A 15,593-nucleotide genomic window follows, 5' to 3' on the forward strand; every position below is an offset into this window, starting at 1 on the left:
GGTCTAGCCACTTTATATATCTGTGTTAGAATGCCAAATCACGTTTTTGAGCTACACAATAAAATGGAATAATTATTGTGCGCTAATTTTAGGGGAACGAGCAGTTTATGACTGATCTGGCAACATCAATTTCGCCAATTAACATCGAAGACGAACTAAAGAATTCTTATTTAGATTATGCGATGAGTGTAATCGTAGGTCGTGCATTACCCGACGTTCGTGACGGGTTAAAACCTGTTCACCGTCGTGTTCTATTCGCAATGAACGAATTAAAGAACGACTACAATAAGCCTTATAAAAAATCAGCTCGTGTTGTTGGTGACGTAATCGGTAAGTATCACCCACATGGTGATACAGCTGTATATGACACAATCGTTCGTTTGGCGCAGCCATTCTCAATGCGTTATACGCTTGTTGACGGCCAAGGTAACTTTGGTTCAGTAGATGGTGATTCTGCTGCGGCAATGCGTTATACCGAAATCCGTATGGAAAAATTGGCTCATTCACTTTTAGCCGATTTAGAAAAAGAAACAGTAGATTTTGTACCTAACTATGATGGTACAGAGTTTATTCCAGCAGTATTACCAACACGCGTACCAACCTTATTAATTAATGGTTCATCCGGTATTGCTGTGGGTATGGCGACCAATATCCCGCCTCATAATATCACTGAAGTGATTAATGGCTGTTTAGCATTGATTGCTGAACCAAGTCTTTCAATCGAACAGTTAATGGAACATATTCCAGGACCTGATTTCCCAACAGCTGCAACAATTAATGGCCGTAAAGGTATTATTGATGCTTACAAAACGGGTCGTGGCCGTGCCGTCATGCGCTCTAAAGCTGAGATTGAAGAAGATAACGGTCGTGAACGTATTATCGTTACCGAAATTCCTTATCAAGTTAACAAAGCACGTTTGATTGAAAAAATCGCCGAGCTTGTTAAGGATAAGAAAATTGAAGGTATTACAGGCTTACGTGATGAGTCTGACAAAGACGGTATGCGTATCGTTGTTGAGATTAAACGTGGTGAAGTAGGCGAAGTTGTTCTGAACAACTTATACGCTCAAACTCAGATGCAATGTTCTTTTGGTATCAACATGGTGGCATTGACTAACGGTCAGCCTAAATTGTTCAACCTTAAAGAAATGCTTGAGTGCTTTATTCTTCATCGCCGTGAAGTTGTTACTCGTCGTACTGTTTTTGAATTACGTAAAGCGCGTGACCGTGCTCATATCCTTGAAGCACTTGCGATTGCATTAGCGAATATCGATCCGATTATTGCGCTGATTAAGAACTCACCAACGCCAGCTGAAGCAAAAGTGAAATTAGTTGAGCAAGGGTGGGATCTAGGCCACGTACAAGGCATGCTAGAAAAAGCAGGTGATGATGCAGCTCGTCCAGAATGGTTAGAACCAGACTTTGGTATCCGCGATGGCAAATACTATTTAACTGAGCAACAAGCGCAAGCCATTCTTGAACTACGTCTTCATCGCTTAACAGGCCTTGAACACGAGAAAATTCTTAACGAATACGAAGAATTACTTGAGTTCATTGCAAGCTTGCTGTTCATTCTTCGTAGCCCTGAACGCTTAATGGAAGTGATCAAAGAAGAGCTCGAAGAAATGCTTGAGCAGTATGGTGATGAACGCCGCACTGTGATTAATCAAAATGAAGTTGATATGAGTCTTGAGGACTTAATCAATGAAGAAGATGTTGTTGTAACGCTATCTCATATGGGATATGCGAAGTATCAGCCTCTAACTGATTACCAAGCTCAACGTCGTGGTGGTAAGGGTAAAGCGGCAACGAAAGTGAAAGACGAAGATTTCGTTGAAAAACTGCTTGTTGCGAATACTCACGATACGATTTTATGTTTCTCTGACTTTGGCAAAATGTACTGGCTTAAAGTGTACCAGTTACCACTTGCAAGTCGAACAGCTCGTGGCCGTCCGATTATTAACTTATTACCTCTTGCTGATGGTGAGCGCATTACTGCTATCTTACCTGTACGCGAATACGCTGATGATAAGTTTATTGTTATGGCAACAGCGCACGGTACGGTTAAGAAAACGGCATTGACTGCATACAGTAATCCACGTGCAAACGGCATTATTGCAGTAAACCTTAAAGATGATGACCAATTAATTGGCGTCGATATTACTAACGGTAGTGACGACATTATGTTGTTCTCTAACGAAGGTAAAGTGGTTCGCTTCAACGAAAAAGTACGTGATTCAGAAACGGGTGAAGTGAAAAAAGACCCTGAAACTGGTGAAGACTTAATTGCTATTCGTCCAATGGGCCGAACGGCTACTGGTGTTCGCGGTATTAAACTTGAAGATGGTCAAAAAGTTGTTTCCATGATCATTCCTAAAGAAGAAGGTGCAATTCTTACTGTTACCGAAAACGGTTACGGTAAACGTACCGACTTATCAGAGTATCCTGCGAAGAGTCGTGGCACGAAAGGTGTTGTTTCTATCAAAGTCAGTGAACGTAATGGTGCCGTAGTTGGCGCAGTTCAAGTTACTGAATCAGAAGAAATCATGCTCATTAGTAACAAAGGTACGCTTGTACGTACTCCTTCAAATGGTGTTTCACTGATTGGTCGTAACACGCAAGGTGTCACCATTATTCGAACAGCTGACGATGAGAAAGTGGTTGGCTTGCAGCGTCTTGATGAAATTGAAGAAGATGAGCAAATCGAAGAAGGTACAGAAGGCGAAAGCGTTGAGAGCATTGAAACGAATGCTGCTGACGATTCAGCTACACCAGAATCAGATGCTTAATCACCAATAACATTCTGATAGTGCGATACAAAAAAGGATGCCAAATGGCATCCTTTTTTACGCTTGAATGTTTATAAAGATAACAGGTGGATAGGGCGAGTTACGCACTAAGATTTATTTTTATTCGCTTGTTCGAAAGCATTTTTCCAAAAGGTAGAGCTTAATTTAGCAATCACTCTTGATTCACCGTTTAACAACATCGCCATACCAATATTCAACTCGGGTGAGTACGATATTTCTGCAACGTAACCTGCGACCCAACCAGCATGATAAATTAATGGACGGCCTTCAAATTCATATACTCGCCAGCCTTTACCGTAATGTGCATTATCAAGGTGTGCTCGCCAGTCACGGCGGCGTAACTCTTTGGTTGTTCTAACGCCTGGCGTCGTGACATCTCTAATCACACTGTTTGCAATGACACCAGGATTCTCACCTAAATTGGCAATTAGCCATTTCGATATGTCATTGATACTGGCATTGACGCCTGCAGCGGATGGTAATTTATAGTAATTAGGCTTTACCGTGACTTTACGAAAACCCGATTTTGTTTTTACATGAGGTTCTGCACGGTTTTCTCTTGCCATGAAAGCATCATAGCCGACTGTTGCAGTATTCATATCTAGAGGCGAAAAAATCTTTTGTTGCAATAAATCTTCATAAGCCATTCCAGATTGCTGCTCTATGGCCGTTTCAATAAATGAAAATGCCACGTTCTGATAGCCATAACAAACTCCGGGGCTGCACATTGGGGTTAGCTCAGAGAACTTGTTGATAATTTTGTCCATTTTAACATTGGCATTAATTAAATTATCGTAACTATTAGGCATCAAACCAGTACTTTGACCAATTACATGCGCTAAGGTTATTTCTTCAGCGTTAGCTTTATTGGCGAGGGTGAATTCTGGTAAGTACTTAACAATAGGCTGTTGCCAGCTTAGCTTTCGCTCATTGACTAACATACTCGCTAAGGTACCGGCGAAGGTTTTTGATACCGATGCCAAACGAAATACAGTGTCTTGATTTACATTGAGTTTGCCACCTTTTTTACGTTTGCCGAAGGTACTTAGAGATAAAACTTCATTTCCTTCAACAATAACGAAGGCCCCACCAGGTACTTTGCTTTGTTTCAATTGCTGGTGAAAGTGTTGTTTAAACTGATCTGCGACGGTTATGTAGTCAGATTGTTTTGCATTGGCTTGTGAGCAGATACTGGCAATTGTTACAGTGCCAAACAGCAAAAAGGGTTTTAAATACATCAATCGATCCAATTTCCGTTAAAACGGATTATTCATTATTGTTACAGTCTCAGTTTAGTACTAAGACCATATTTTACTGACTTATTTGCGATTACGCTTGTGTAATCATAAGTGGTTTACCCGTTATCAATTTTTATTTATTCATTGAGTTTGATTATAAGGTCAGCTCAGTAAGTACATAAAAATTAAAAACAGCAGTGAATTCTATCAAAAAAAGTGTACAAAAAGTTAATTCAGTTCAAGTTTATATAAACAAGTTTCTAATACAAAATTTAAATGATTTTTTTTCATTTTAGCAAGCAAACAGTTGCTATATACTGCATATCAAATTGCTATAAAAAGAAAGTTTTACCATCAAACGATAAAGGATACTGCTGTGAGCGATATTTTCAATTTTTGTGCCGGACCTGCCATGTTACCTCAAGCTGTGATGCAAAAAGCTCAGCAGGAATTAATCGATTGGAATGGTCTTGGCGTGTCCGTGATGGAAATAAGCCACCGAAGTAAAGAATTTATTGCCCTGACTCAGCATGCTGAAAAAACATTACGTGAACTAATGAACATACCTTCTAACTATCATGTTCTGTTTATGCATGGCGGTGGAAGAGGGCAATTTACTAATGTTGTTAACAATTTTCTTGGTGACAACGGTAAAGCGCTCTATCTAGTTAATGGACAATGGTCTTCGGCTGCGGTAAAAGAAGCCGTCAAGATAGTCGGTGAAAACCACGTTGATCAAATCAACATTGTCGAAAAACAAGATGGCTTAAATCAAGTGGTCTTGCCTGACTTACATAAACTGGATGATGATTATCGTTATGTTCACTTTTGTGCCAATGAAACCGTAGATGGAATTGAAATTTTTGATGACTTAGACAGTCCATGGCCTGTAGTTGTCGACTTATCATCAACCATAATGTCTCGTGATATCGATGTCAGTAAATACGCGGTTATCTATGCTGGTGCACAAAAAAATATCGGTCCATCAGGGTTATCAATTGTAATTGTTCGAGATGATATGTTGAAATTACCGAGTCTAACTCAATCATCAATAATGGATTACTCAGTCGCACAAGCGAATGACTCAATGTTTAATACCCCACCAACATTTGCATGGTACCTAGCTGCTGAAGTGTTTGATTGGTTATCTGCGCAAGGGGGCGTTAAAGCTATGGAGGACCTTAATAAGCAAAAAGCAGCCTTACTTTATCAATGCATTGACAATAATCCATTTTATACTAATGGGGTTGCAATTCAGAATCGCTCTCGAATGAATGTGACTTTTCAATTAGTGGATAGCTCGCTCGATAGTGAATTTTTAAAACAAGCTGAACAGGCAGGCTTAGTCGCATTAAAAGGTCATAGAATTGTTGGCGGTATGCGTGCCAGTATCTACAATGCAATGCCATTAGACGGCGTAAAAGCCTTAGTGACATTTATGGAAGCTTTTGCGAGTCAGTACAAATAATGACTCAGTTTTCGTCCAATTAAACCATTGTCTTAAAAAAAAGCCACTTTATGAGTGGCTTTTTTATTAATGTCAGTTCGTTTGAGATGCAATCAAGTTGTAAGATTTAACCTTATGTTAGCTGATTAAAAACATGACTCATAATGCTCAGTTAACAAGTAAGGCTGAGCAAAATGTAAACCCGAATAAGTCTAAACTTAAAAAAAGCGAATTGATGAAAACAATTCGCTTTTACATTTTTGAATAAGAGAAAGCTTACAGAATTTTAGCAATAGACTTAGCCAGATAATCTACATTTGATTCGCTAATACCAGCGATACTCATTCTGCTTGAATCGACCATATAGATACTGTGCTCTTGTTTCAATTGCTCCACTTGTGCAGGATTAATACCCAGGAATGAAAACATCCCTTTTTGTTTGGCAATGAAGCTAAAGTCCTGTGTTACGCCATTTTCAATTAGCTTATCCACTAACATTTGACGATTACCGTTTATGCGATCACGCATTACAGTCAGTTCACTTAGCCATTGCTGTTTAAGCTCAGCAGTTCCGAGAATGGTTTCAACTAGCGCTGCACCATGGGCAGGCGGCATTGAGTAAATACAGCGAACTACATACAAAAGCACAGAAAAAGCGATGTTTGCAGTTTGGCTATTGTCAGCAACAAGCGTACACGCCCCAATTCTTTCGCGGTAAAGACCAAAGTTTTTAGAGCAAGAGCTACATAAAATCATTTCCTCTACTGCAGCAGCCATTTGGCGTACACCATAAGCATCTTCATCAACGCCATCCCCAAAACCTTGATATGCCATATCAATTAATGGAGTAAATCCTTGTTTTGCAGTAATTGCAATGACTTCATCCCACTGCTCGGTGGATAAATCCATACCACTCGGGTTATGGCAACAGGCATGAAGTAAAACGACATCATCCGGACCAATTTGACTGAGAGCCGCTTTCATTTCATCAAATTTTAAGGTTTTAGTGTCGTAATCATAATAAGGATAGGTGTTAACTGTTAAGCCTGCAGCTTCAAACAATCCAGTATGATTTGCCCATGTTGGATCGCTTACCCAAATAACAGCATTCGGTTTACAGCTTTTAATAAACTCAGCTGCAACTCTTAATGCGCCAGTGCCACCTGGTGTTGAAACCGTTTTTACACGATTAGCAAGTAAAGCGGGGTGGGTTTTTCCGAATGCAAGTTCAGACATTAACTGATTAAAGTTTTCAGAGCCTGTAGGGCCGATATAGACTTTGGTTGTTTCGGTGTCTGTGCGTTGTTGCTCTGCTATTTTTACGCAGTCTAAAATGGGCGTATGGCCAGCAGGATCTTTATAAACGCCAACACCTAAGTCGATTTTTTGTGGGTGAGAGTCTTGTCGATATTGTGTCAGCAAACCAAGAATTGGATCTGCTGGCATGGCTGTTAATGTTTTGAACATGGTCATTGACCTTATAAATATCAAATAATGGTAGGATTCGCTTTAGGATAACGTGGTTTAATTGCGGATTGAAATGTAAAAAAATAACTAATTTTAAAATTAACTGTTTTTCTAAATGAAGGTTTACAGTGCAAGGTTAATTTTTGTCATTTAAGCTAAATCGATAAGCAAAATAGTGGTTTTTTCATTCATTTTATTCAAGTTCGACATAAATCCGTCATTTTTTTACTAAAAGCCCTTGTATCGTGGGCTGCAATGAGTAAATTTGTAGTCAAGAATAATTATTATCTAACTATCAATCAGAATCGTATAGATAAATTGACATAGACGTCGCTTTGTCTTTAATCATATCCATTCTTGCATTTTGCTAGAACTCATTTAAGAAGAATTTTTCATGAAACAGTTGCGTCTTGAACCCGTAGAAAAAGTCAGTGGTGTTGTTAACATTCCAGGCTCAAAAAGTATCTCTAACAGAGCCTTACTATTGGCGACTCTTGCTAAAGGTAAAACAACCTTAACGAATTTACTGGACTCTGATGATATTCGATACATGTTAGCCTCGCTTAAACAGCTAGGCGTTCAATATGAGTTATCAGATAATAATACCGTTTGCGAACTTGAAGGTTTAGGAAACCCTATCACTGCAAAGCAAGCTGAAACGCTATTTTTAGGTAATGCAGGTACAGCAATGAGACCGCTTTGCGCTGCGTTAACACTTGGTTCTGGGGAATTTACATTAACAGGTGAGCCGAGAATGGAAGAAAGACCAATTGGCGATTTGGTTGATTCTTTGCGTCAGTTAGGCGCTAGTGTGACTTATTTAAAAAATGATGGTTTTCCCCCTTTAACCATTAATGCTGATGGATTAAATGGTGGAGAAGTTGAGATAGCTGGCGATTTGTCGAGCCAGTTCTTAACTGCATTACTCATGGTTGCGCCATTAACTAAAGACTCAGTCAATATTAATATTAAAGGTGAGTTAGTTTCTAAACCGTATATTGATATCACTATAGCCTTAATGGCTCAATTTGGGGTTGAAGTCATAAACCACGACTACCGCAGATTTGAAATTAAATCCGGCCAGCAATATGTATCACCAGGTAAAGTGTTAGTTGAAGGTGACGCTTCATCGGCATCGTATTTTCTTGCTGCAGGTGCAATTCAAGGCGGTGAAGTCAAAGTAACAGGTGTTGGTAAATTAAGCATACAAGGTGATGTCAAATTTGCAGATGTCCTTGAGAAAATGGGCGCTGATATCGAGTGGGGTGATGATTATATTATTTCACGTCAAGCGAAACTAACTGCGGTTGATTTAGATATGAATCATATTCCTGATGCTGCAATGACAATTGCAACAGCAGCATTATTTGCAGAAGGTACAACCAGAATAACCAATATTTACAATTGGCGTATTAAAGAAACCGATCGTTTAGCAGCTATGGCTACAGAACTTAGAAAGGTTGGAGCAACAGTAGAAGAGGGCCATGATTATATTTCAGTCACGCCTCCTGCTGTATTGAATACTGCTGATATCGATACCTATAACGACCATCGTATGGCGATGTGTTTTTCAATGATGGCCTTTGCGCCTTGTGGAATTACGATTAACGATCCTGATTGTACTTCTAAAACCTTCCCGACATATTTCAGTGAGTTCGCACGTTTAGCTTGCTAATTTAATCTTACCAAGCATAAAAATAATGACGGCAGTCAATTAACTGCCGTTGTTATGATCTTCTTTATGAACTTACAAAATTCTCCAGTTTTTTGGTTCAAATTGTTATACAATGCCGCCCGCTCATTTTGATGAACCTTTTTTACATTCATGGAAGATTGTTTTTTTTCGGAGGAATTTATGTCTGAACGTGCTCCAGTAGTCACAATCGACGGACCAAGCGGTGCAGGAAAAGGGACAATATGCCAACTCGTTGCTGAACGATTAGATTGGCATTTACTAGATAGCGGCGCTATTTATCGTGTTTTAGCCCTTGCAGCCATTCATCACGATGTTGAATTAGAAAATGAAGAAGCCATTACCTTGTTAGCTTCACATTTAGACGTGCAGTTTTTAGCCGGAAATGATTTAGTGAAAGTCATTTTAGAAGGTGAAGATGTATCAACCAGTATTCGTACTCAAGAATGTGGTAATGCAGCTTCTAAGATAGCCGCTTTTCCACGTGTTAGAGAAGCACTACTTAGACGCCAACGTGCTTTTAGTGCTGAACCTGGATTAGTAGCTGATGGCCGTGACATGGGAACCGTCGTTTTTCCTAATGCACCAGCCAAAATCTTCCTTACTGCATCAGCAGAGGAAAGGGCGCAGCGACGCTATAAACAGTTGCAGGACAAGGGGTTCGATGTTAATATCGATCGCCTTTTATCTGAAATCATTGAACGTGATGACCGCGATATTAATCGTTCAGTCTCGCCTTTAGTGCCTGCGGATGATGCGCTAGTGATTGATACTAGTGGCATAGGTATTAATGAAGTGCTTGAGCTAGTGCTTGAACACATCAATAAAAACTTAACGTAATTTCTTAATTCTGAGAAGTTATGAAACAACATTTATGTCACGGATGATGTAAATAAATTAATTGACTCCACATCTAGGATGGATGGTGGTTTATAAAAGAAAGTAATCATAAAATGACTGAATCTTTTGCTGATCTATTTGAACAATCCCTAAATGAACTTGAGTTCCGTCCTGGTTCTATCGTACGTGGTGTAGTTGTTCGCATCGAAAACGGTACTGTACTAGTTGACGCTGGTCTTAAGTCTGAAAGCCCAATTTCTGCTGACGAATTCAAAAACGCTCAAGGTGTTTTAGAAATCGCTGTTGGCGACGAAGTTGATGTTGCACTTGACTCTGTTGAAGACGGTTTCGGTGAAACTCAATTATCTCGTGAGAAAGCGAAACGTCACGAAGCTTGGATTGTTCTAGAAAAAGCTTATGAAGATGCTGAAACTGTAATCGGTATCATCAATGGTAAAGTTAAAGGTGGTTTCACTGTTGAATTAAACGGTATCCGTGCCTTCTTACCAGGTTCTCTAGTAGACGTTCGCCCAGTTCGCGATACTGCTCACCTAGAGTACAAAGAATTAGAATTCAAAGTTATCAAACTTGACCAGAAGCGTAACAACGTTGTTGTTTCTCGTCGTGCTGTTATCGAATCAGAAAGCAGTGCAGAACGTGATGCTCTTCTTGAGAACCTTCAAGAAGGTCAAGCAGTTAAAGGTATCGTTAAGAACCTTACTGACTACGGTGCATTCGTAGACTTAGGTGGCGTTGACGGTCTTCTACATATCACTGATATGGCTTGGAAGCGCGTTAAGCACCCATCTGAAATCGTTAATGTTGGTGACGAAATCAACGTTAAAGTTCTTAAGTATGACCGTGAGCGTACTCGCGTATCACTAGGTCTTAAGCAACTTGGCGAAGATCCATGGTTAGAAATCAGCAAGCGCTACCCAGAAAACACACGTTTAACTGGTCGCGTAACGAACTTAACTGACTACGGTTGTTTCGTTGAAATCGAAGAAGGCGTTGAAGGTCTTGTTCACGTTTCTGAAATGGATTGGACTAACAAGAACATCCACCCATCTAAAGTTGTTAACTTAGGTGATGAAGTAGAAGTTCTAGTTCTAGACATCGATGAAGAACGTCGTCGTATTTCTCTAGGTCTTAAGCAATGTAAGACTAACCCATGGGATGATTTCGCTACTCGTTTCAACAAGGGCGATAAAGTTTCTGGTAAGATCAAGTCTATCACTGACTTCGGTATCTTCATTGGTCTTGACGGTGGCATCGACGGTCTTGTTCACTTATCTGACATTTCTTGGAACGGTACTGGCGAAGACGCTGTATCTGAGTACAAGAAAGGTGACGAAATCCACGCAGTAGTTCTTTCTGTTGACCCTGAGCGTGAGCGTATCAGCTTAGGCGTTAAGCAAACTGAAGACGATCCTTTCAATGCTTACTTGGCAGACAAGAAGAAAGGTACTATTGTAAATGGTGTAGTTACTGCTGTTGACGCTAAAGGCGTTACAATTGAACTAGCTGAAACTGTTGAAGGTTACCTTCGCGTTGCAGATATCTCTCGCGAGCGTATCGAAGACGCATCTACAGTATTCTCTGTAGGTGACAAAGTTGAATCTAAGTTCATGGGCGTAGATCGTAAGAACCGTTCTATCAGCTTATCTATCCGTGCGAAAGATGAAGCAGATGAGAAAGAAGCAATGGCAACTATTAACAAGCAAGATGATGCTGTTATTAGTAATGCTATGGCTGAAGCGTTTAAAGCAGCTCGTAAGTAATAAATCGCCTGTAGTGTGGGAAACACCTGGTGTTTCCCTTTAGGCGACTGTGTTTGGCTTGATAATAGAGGGTATAGGATGACAAAATCCGAACTGATCGAAAAACTTGCCACTAGGCAGTCGCAGTTGTCGGCAAAAGAAGTGGAAAGTGCTATTAAAGAAATGTTGGAGCAAATGGCAACAACATTAGAAGGCGGTGATCGTATTGAGATCCGTGGATTTGGTAGTTTTTCTCTTCACTATCGTGCACCGCGTGTTGGCCGTAATCCAAAAACTGGTACCTCAGTTGAATTGGAAGGCAAATACGTACCGCACTTTAAGCCTGGCAAAGAACTGCGCGAACGTGTCGATGCGGTTAATCATTGATTAACGCTTGATTAAAAAGCCTCCTTTTGGAGGCTTTTTTGTATCTATTGCTTTTCAAAGCTGGTTACTTGGCTAAATATCTTGGATAATCAGTTGTATTGATAAGATTGAATTTTTATCACTCACAGATTGAATGGAGCTGCATGTGAAATCGTTTATTGCCATTATCATTGTTGGATTATTTTTTGTTCTCGCCTTATTGTTTGGTGCCAAAAACGAACAAATTGTGACGGTCAGCTATTTTGTTGCAGAAGGCCAATATCGTTTACCTGTTGTTTTGGCCATTGTGTTTTTAGCAGGTTTTTTGATTAGCTGGTTATTTGCCGGTTACTATATTCTCAAAATGAAAATGGTCATTCGTAAGCGAAATAAAACCATTGCTCAGCTAACTGATAAAGTGTCTGATCCAATAGCACAGGATACCACTGCATAATATGCTAGAAATCCTCTTTCTGTTGTTACCTATAGCAGCCGGTTACGGTTGGTATATGGGGCGTAGAAGTATACGGCAGAATCAAAAGCAACAAAGTAAGAAACTCAGTAGAGACTATTTCACTGGGCTTAATTTTTTGCTTTCAAATGAATCAGACAAAGCAGTTGACCTCTTTATTACTATGTTAGATGTCGATGATGAAACAATCGACACACATTTATCTTTAGGTTCATTATTTCGTAAACGTGGTGAAGTTGATCGCTCAATTCGTATCCATCAAAACCTCATCGCAAGGCCCAGTCTCACCACCGAGCAACGTGACATTGCCATGATGGAACTGGGAAAAGATTATTTAGCAGCGGGCTTTTATGATCGTGCAGAAGAAATTTTTCTCAATCTCGTTAGTCAAGATGAACATAGCGAAGAAGCAGAAAGTGAATTAATCTCGATTTATCAAGTGACCAAAGAATGGCAAAACGCCATTAACATCACTAAAGGCTTAAGTCGCAAACGTCAGCAAGCACTCAAATCCATCACTGCACATTTTTATTGCCAGTTATCTGATGAAGCGACTGAAAGCGATGAAAAAATCAAATTACTTCAACAAGCCATTAAGCTTGATGAGCATTGTGGCAGAGCTTGGTTAACCCTCGCAAAAATCTATCTTGATTCAAATCAAGTCTCCCAATGTAAAAAAGCCATCTTAGAATTAAAGCTTGCAGATATCGAATTGTTTGCCGACGCTATTGGTGTTGCTAGACAAGTTTACCGAGACAGTAATGACTTAGAAGGCTATCAATCTCTTTTACAGCAAGCACTAGAGTCCGGCGGTGGAGCCAGTGTAATTATTGCCCTTGCTAAACACAAAATTGAGCAAGGAAATACTAAGAATGCTGAAAAAATGGTGTTAGACCACTTGTATCGTCATCCTACGATGAAGGGGTTTCAACATCTAATGCAGTTACATATCAAGCAGGCTGAAGACGGACAAGCAAAACAAAGCTTATCGATGCTTGAAAAGTTAGTAGAGCAACAAATTAAATTTAGACCAAGTTACCGCTGTTGTTCATGTGGGTTCCCAGCGCATAGCTTGTATTGGCATTGCCCATCTTGCAAAGAGTGGGGCAGCATTAAGCGTGTTAAAGGACTTGATGGTGAGTAAACCAAGACATCAACAATCTAGCGTTACAAAACGAACACCCATACGTCATTACGTATTCATTGTGAATATGCTTAATGATTATCTTACGGAGTAAACATGACTGATAAACCAATTGTAGTAGCCTTAGATTACGATAATAAAAATGAAGCGTTATCATTAATCGACAAGCTTGATCCAACGATGTGCCGTTTAAAAGTGGGTAAAGAAATGTTCACTTTATTTGGGCCACAATTGGTTAAAGACATACATGACCGTGACTTTGATTTATTTCTAGATTTAAAATTTCATGATATTCCAAATACCGTTGCTAAGGCAGTGTCAGCTGCTGCAGATTTAGGGGTATGGATGACCAACGTTCATGCAAGTGGTGGGCTAGCTATGATGGAAGCTGCCAAGAAAGCACTTGTTAACTACGGCAATGATGCGCCATTACTTATCGCCGTTACCGTTTTAACATCGATGAGCGATGAAGACTTAGCGCTTTTGGGCATTAATGTGCCTGCACAAGAGCACGTTAAACGCTTAGCAGCGCTTACACATAGAGCTGGCCTTGACGGGGTTGTTTGTTCTGCACAAGAAGCGACGATGTTAAAGTCATCTTTTGGCCAATCGTTTAATTTAGTGACTCCAGGTATTAGGCCTGTTGGCGCTGATGTAGGCGATCAGCATCGAGTGATGACACCACCTAAAGCAGTAGCGGCAGGCTCTGACTTTTTAGTGATTGGAAGACCGATAACTAAAGCGGCAGATCCACTGGCTTCATTGCACCAAATTGTAGATTCACTTAAATAGAGTCGATTACAGCTGAGACTAAAAGTAAACCTGTGAAGCGTTTAACTAGTGTCAATACGGTTTACTTTACAACACAACAAATCAGGAGCGTTTAATGTTTGATTATCAAGGAAAGAATGTTGTTGTTATAGGCGGAACCAGTGGAATTAACCTTGGCATAGCATGCGCTTTTGCTAAGCAAGGAGCCAATGTTGCTGTAGCGAGTCGTAGTGTTGAAAAAGTTAACTCAGCTGTAAATGAACTTAAATTAGTAAACCCAAATGGAAAGCATCTTGGGGTTAGTTTTGATGTCCGTGACATTGAGGCTGTTAGTCAAGGTTTTACCAATATAGAACAAGCATTTGGCCATATCGATGTTCTGGTAAGCGGCGCCGCAGGGAATTTTCCTTCGCGCGCTAAAGATCTATCAGCGAATGGATTTAAATCAGTAATGGACATTGACCTGCTTGGAAGTTTCCAAGTTATTAAGCAAGCTTATCCACTGCTGACAAAAGCTATTAGTCAAGCTGACGGTAAAACCAGTGCCAATGTTATTCAGATTTCTGCGCCACAGGCTTATGTGCCAATGGCGCTGCAAGTACATGTTTGTGCAGCCAAAGCCGGTGTAGATATGCTAACTCGCACGTTAGCAATAGAATGGGGCGTAGATGGGATTAGAGTCAATTCGATAGTACCAGGACCAATTGACGAAACAGAAGGTTTTGATCGCTTAGCACCAAGTAAAGCATTAAAATCAATGATAGCTGACAGTGTGCCATTGAAACGCAATGGAGTTAAATCAGATATTGCAAACGCAGCATTATTTTTAGCATCGGATATGGCGTCTTACATCACTGGAACAATCTTACCCGTTGATGGTGGTTGGTCTTTAGGTGGTGCAGGCGCGGCAATGGATGCATTAGCGAAACACATGCCAGAATAGTAAATAATTTTAAGGTGATTTAAATGGCAAACGCATTACAAGAGCAATTGCTTAAAGCAGGGTTAGCGAGCAAACAAAAAGCGCGTGATGTTAAAACTCAAAAACGTAAGCAGAAGAAAGCCAAGATAGATGATGGTAGTGCAGATTTAAAGCAACAAATTGCACAGCAAAAACTTGAGCAAGCTGAGAAAGATCGTGCATTAAATGAAAAACGTTTTGCAGAAGCTGAAGAAAAAGGCCAAGTGCGTGGACTCATCACTGAGTTTACCAAGTTCGCTATTTCAATTCCTACTGATGCTGAAATTAAATTTAACTTCACGGTTAATAATAAAATCTTATCAGTTTATGTGAATGAGAAATTACAAGGTCAGTTACTTTCTGGTGCAGTTGGTATTATCCGTTACGAAGATAAAAGCTATCTAGTACCGCATAAATTAGCTGAACGCGTCAATTTATTGGTACCAGAATGGTGTGGTTATCTTTGGACTGATACTGATGATAATCAAACTGAGCAAGTGACTAAAGAAGATGATCCATATGCGGATTATGCTATCCCTGATGACCTTATGTGGTAATTCATTATCTTAAAAAATGCCTCATATTGAGGCATTTTTTATGACTGTTTTATCGTTTGAAAATTTA

The 15,593-nt window shown here is 39.9% G+C and carries 13 protein-coding genes; 11 read left to right on the forward strand and 2 right to left on the reverse strand.

Annotated features, from left to right (window positions below):
• Positions 1-107 precede the first annotated feature (107 nt).
• The gene (gyrA, locus tag A9267_RS01880) at positions 108-2,789 is read left to right on the forward strand and encodes a DNA gyrase subunit A (protein WP_065108032.1); all 2,682 of its coding nucleotides are present in this window, start codon (positions 108-110) and stop codon (positions 2,787-2,789) included.
• A gap of 107 nt (positions 2,790-2,896) precedes the next feature.
• Here the strand turns inward: gyrA and A9267_RS01885 are convergent, their stop codons facing one another.
• Complete coding sequence (locus A9267_RS01885) at positions 2,897-4,048, reverse strand: serine hydrolase domain-containing protein (protein ID WP_065108033.1); 1,152 nt, start codon at positions 4,046-4,048, stop codon at positions 2,897-2,899.
• A 376-nt stretch (positions 4,049-4,424) separates the two neighbouring features.
• Between A9267_RS01885 and serC the strand changes: the two genes are divergently transcribed.
• Positions 4,425-5,516, forward strand: a complete 1,092-nt coding sequence (gene serC, locus A9267_RS01890; RefSeq protein WP_065108034.1) for a 3-phosphoserine/phosphohydroxythreonine transaminase — start codon at positions 4,425-4,427, stop codon at positions 5,514-5,516.
• A 255-nt stretch (positions 5,517-5,771) separates the two neighbouring features.
• Here serC and A9267_RS01895 read toward each other — a convergent pair whose 3' ends face one another.
• Positions 5,772-6,962, reverse strand: coding sequence for an amino acid aminotransferase (locus A9267_RS01895; RefSeq protein ID WP_065108035.1), 1,191 nt, complete (start codon positions 6,960-6,962; stop codon positions 5,772-5,774).
• Between the two features lie 394 nt (positions 6,963-7,356).
• On the opposite strand from A9267_RS01895, the gene aroA reads away from it, so the two are divergent.
• The 9 genes from aroA (at position 7,357) to A9267_RS01940 (ending at position 15,526) form a co-directional block, all read left to right on the forward strand.
• Entirely contained in the window at positions 7,357-8,637 is a 1,281-nt protein-coding gene (aroA, locus tag A9267_RS01900; protein WP_065108036.1) for a 3-phosphoshikimate 1-carboxyvinyltransferase, read from the forward strand.
• A 180-nt stretch (positions 8,638-8,817) separates the two neighbouring features.
• Complete coding sequence (gene cmk / locus A9267_RS01905; protein ID WP_055024572.1) at positions 8,818-9,495, forward strand: (d)CMP kinase; 678 nt, start codon at positions 8,818-8,820, stop codon at positions 9,493-9,495.
• A gap of 92 nt (positions 9,496-9,587) precedes the next feature.
• Positions 9,588-11,276, forward strand: coding sequence for a 30S ribosomal protein S1 (gene rpsA / locus A9267_RS01910; protein ID WP_263863673.1), 1,689 nt, complete (start codon positions 9,588-9,590; stop codon positions 11,274-11,276).
• A 78-nt stretch (positions 11,277-11,354) separates the two neighbouring features.
• On the forward strand, positions 11,355-11,642 hold the full coding sequence (gene ihfB / locus A9267_RS01915) for an integration host factor subunit beta (RefSeq protein WP_055024570.1): 288 nt from the start codon (positions 11,355-11,357) through the stop codon (positions 11,640-11,642).
• Between the two features lie 133 nt (positions 11,643-11,775).
• Positions 11,776-12,075: a LapA family protein gene (locus tag A9267_RS01920; protein WP_247663178.1), complete on the forward strand. Its 300-nt coding sequence runs from the start codon at positions 11,776-11,778 to the stop codon at positions 12,073-12,075.
• A gap of 1 nt (position 12,076) precedes the next feature.
• A complete protein-coding gene (lapB, locus tag A9267_RS01925) occupies positions 12,077-13,237 on the forward strand; it encodes a lipopolysaccharide assembly protein LapB (protein ID WP_055024568.1) in 1,161 nt (386 codons plus the stop codon).
• A gap of 96 nt (positions 13,238-13,333) precedes the next feature.
• A complete protein-coding gene (pyrF, locus tag A9267_RS01930) occupies positions 13,334-14,029 on the forward strand; it encodes an orotidine-5'-phosphate decarboxylase (RefSeq protein WP_065108037.1) in 696 nt (231 codons plus the stop codon).
• Positions 14,030-14,123: 94 nt separating this feature from the next.
• Complete coding sequence (locus A9267_RS01935) at positions 14,124-14,951, forward strand: SDR family oxidoreductase (RefSeq protein ID WP_065108038.1); 828 nt, start codon at positions 14,124-14,126, stop codon at positions 14,949-14,951.
• Positions 14,952-14,974: 23 nt separating this feature from the next.
• Positions 14,975-15,526, forward strand: a complete 552-nt coding sequence (locus A9267_RS01940) for a DUF2058 domain-containing protein (RefSeq protein WP_065108039.1) — start codon at positions 14,975-14,977, stop codon at positions 15,524-15,526.
• Positions 15,527-15,593 lie beyond the last annotated feature (67 nt).

Origin of the sequence: Shewanella sp. UCD-FRSSP16_17 (assembly GCF_001675935.1) — a bacterium.
Taxonomy (GTDB): Bacteria; Pseudomonadota; Gammaproteobacteria; order Enterobacterales; family Shewanellaceae; genus Shewanella; species Shewanella japonica.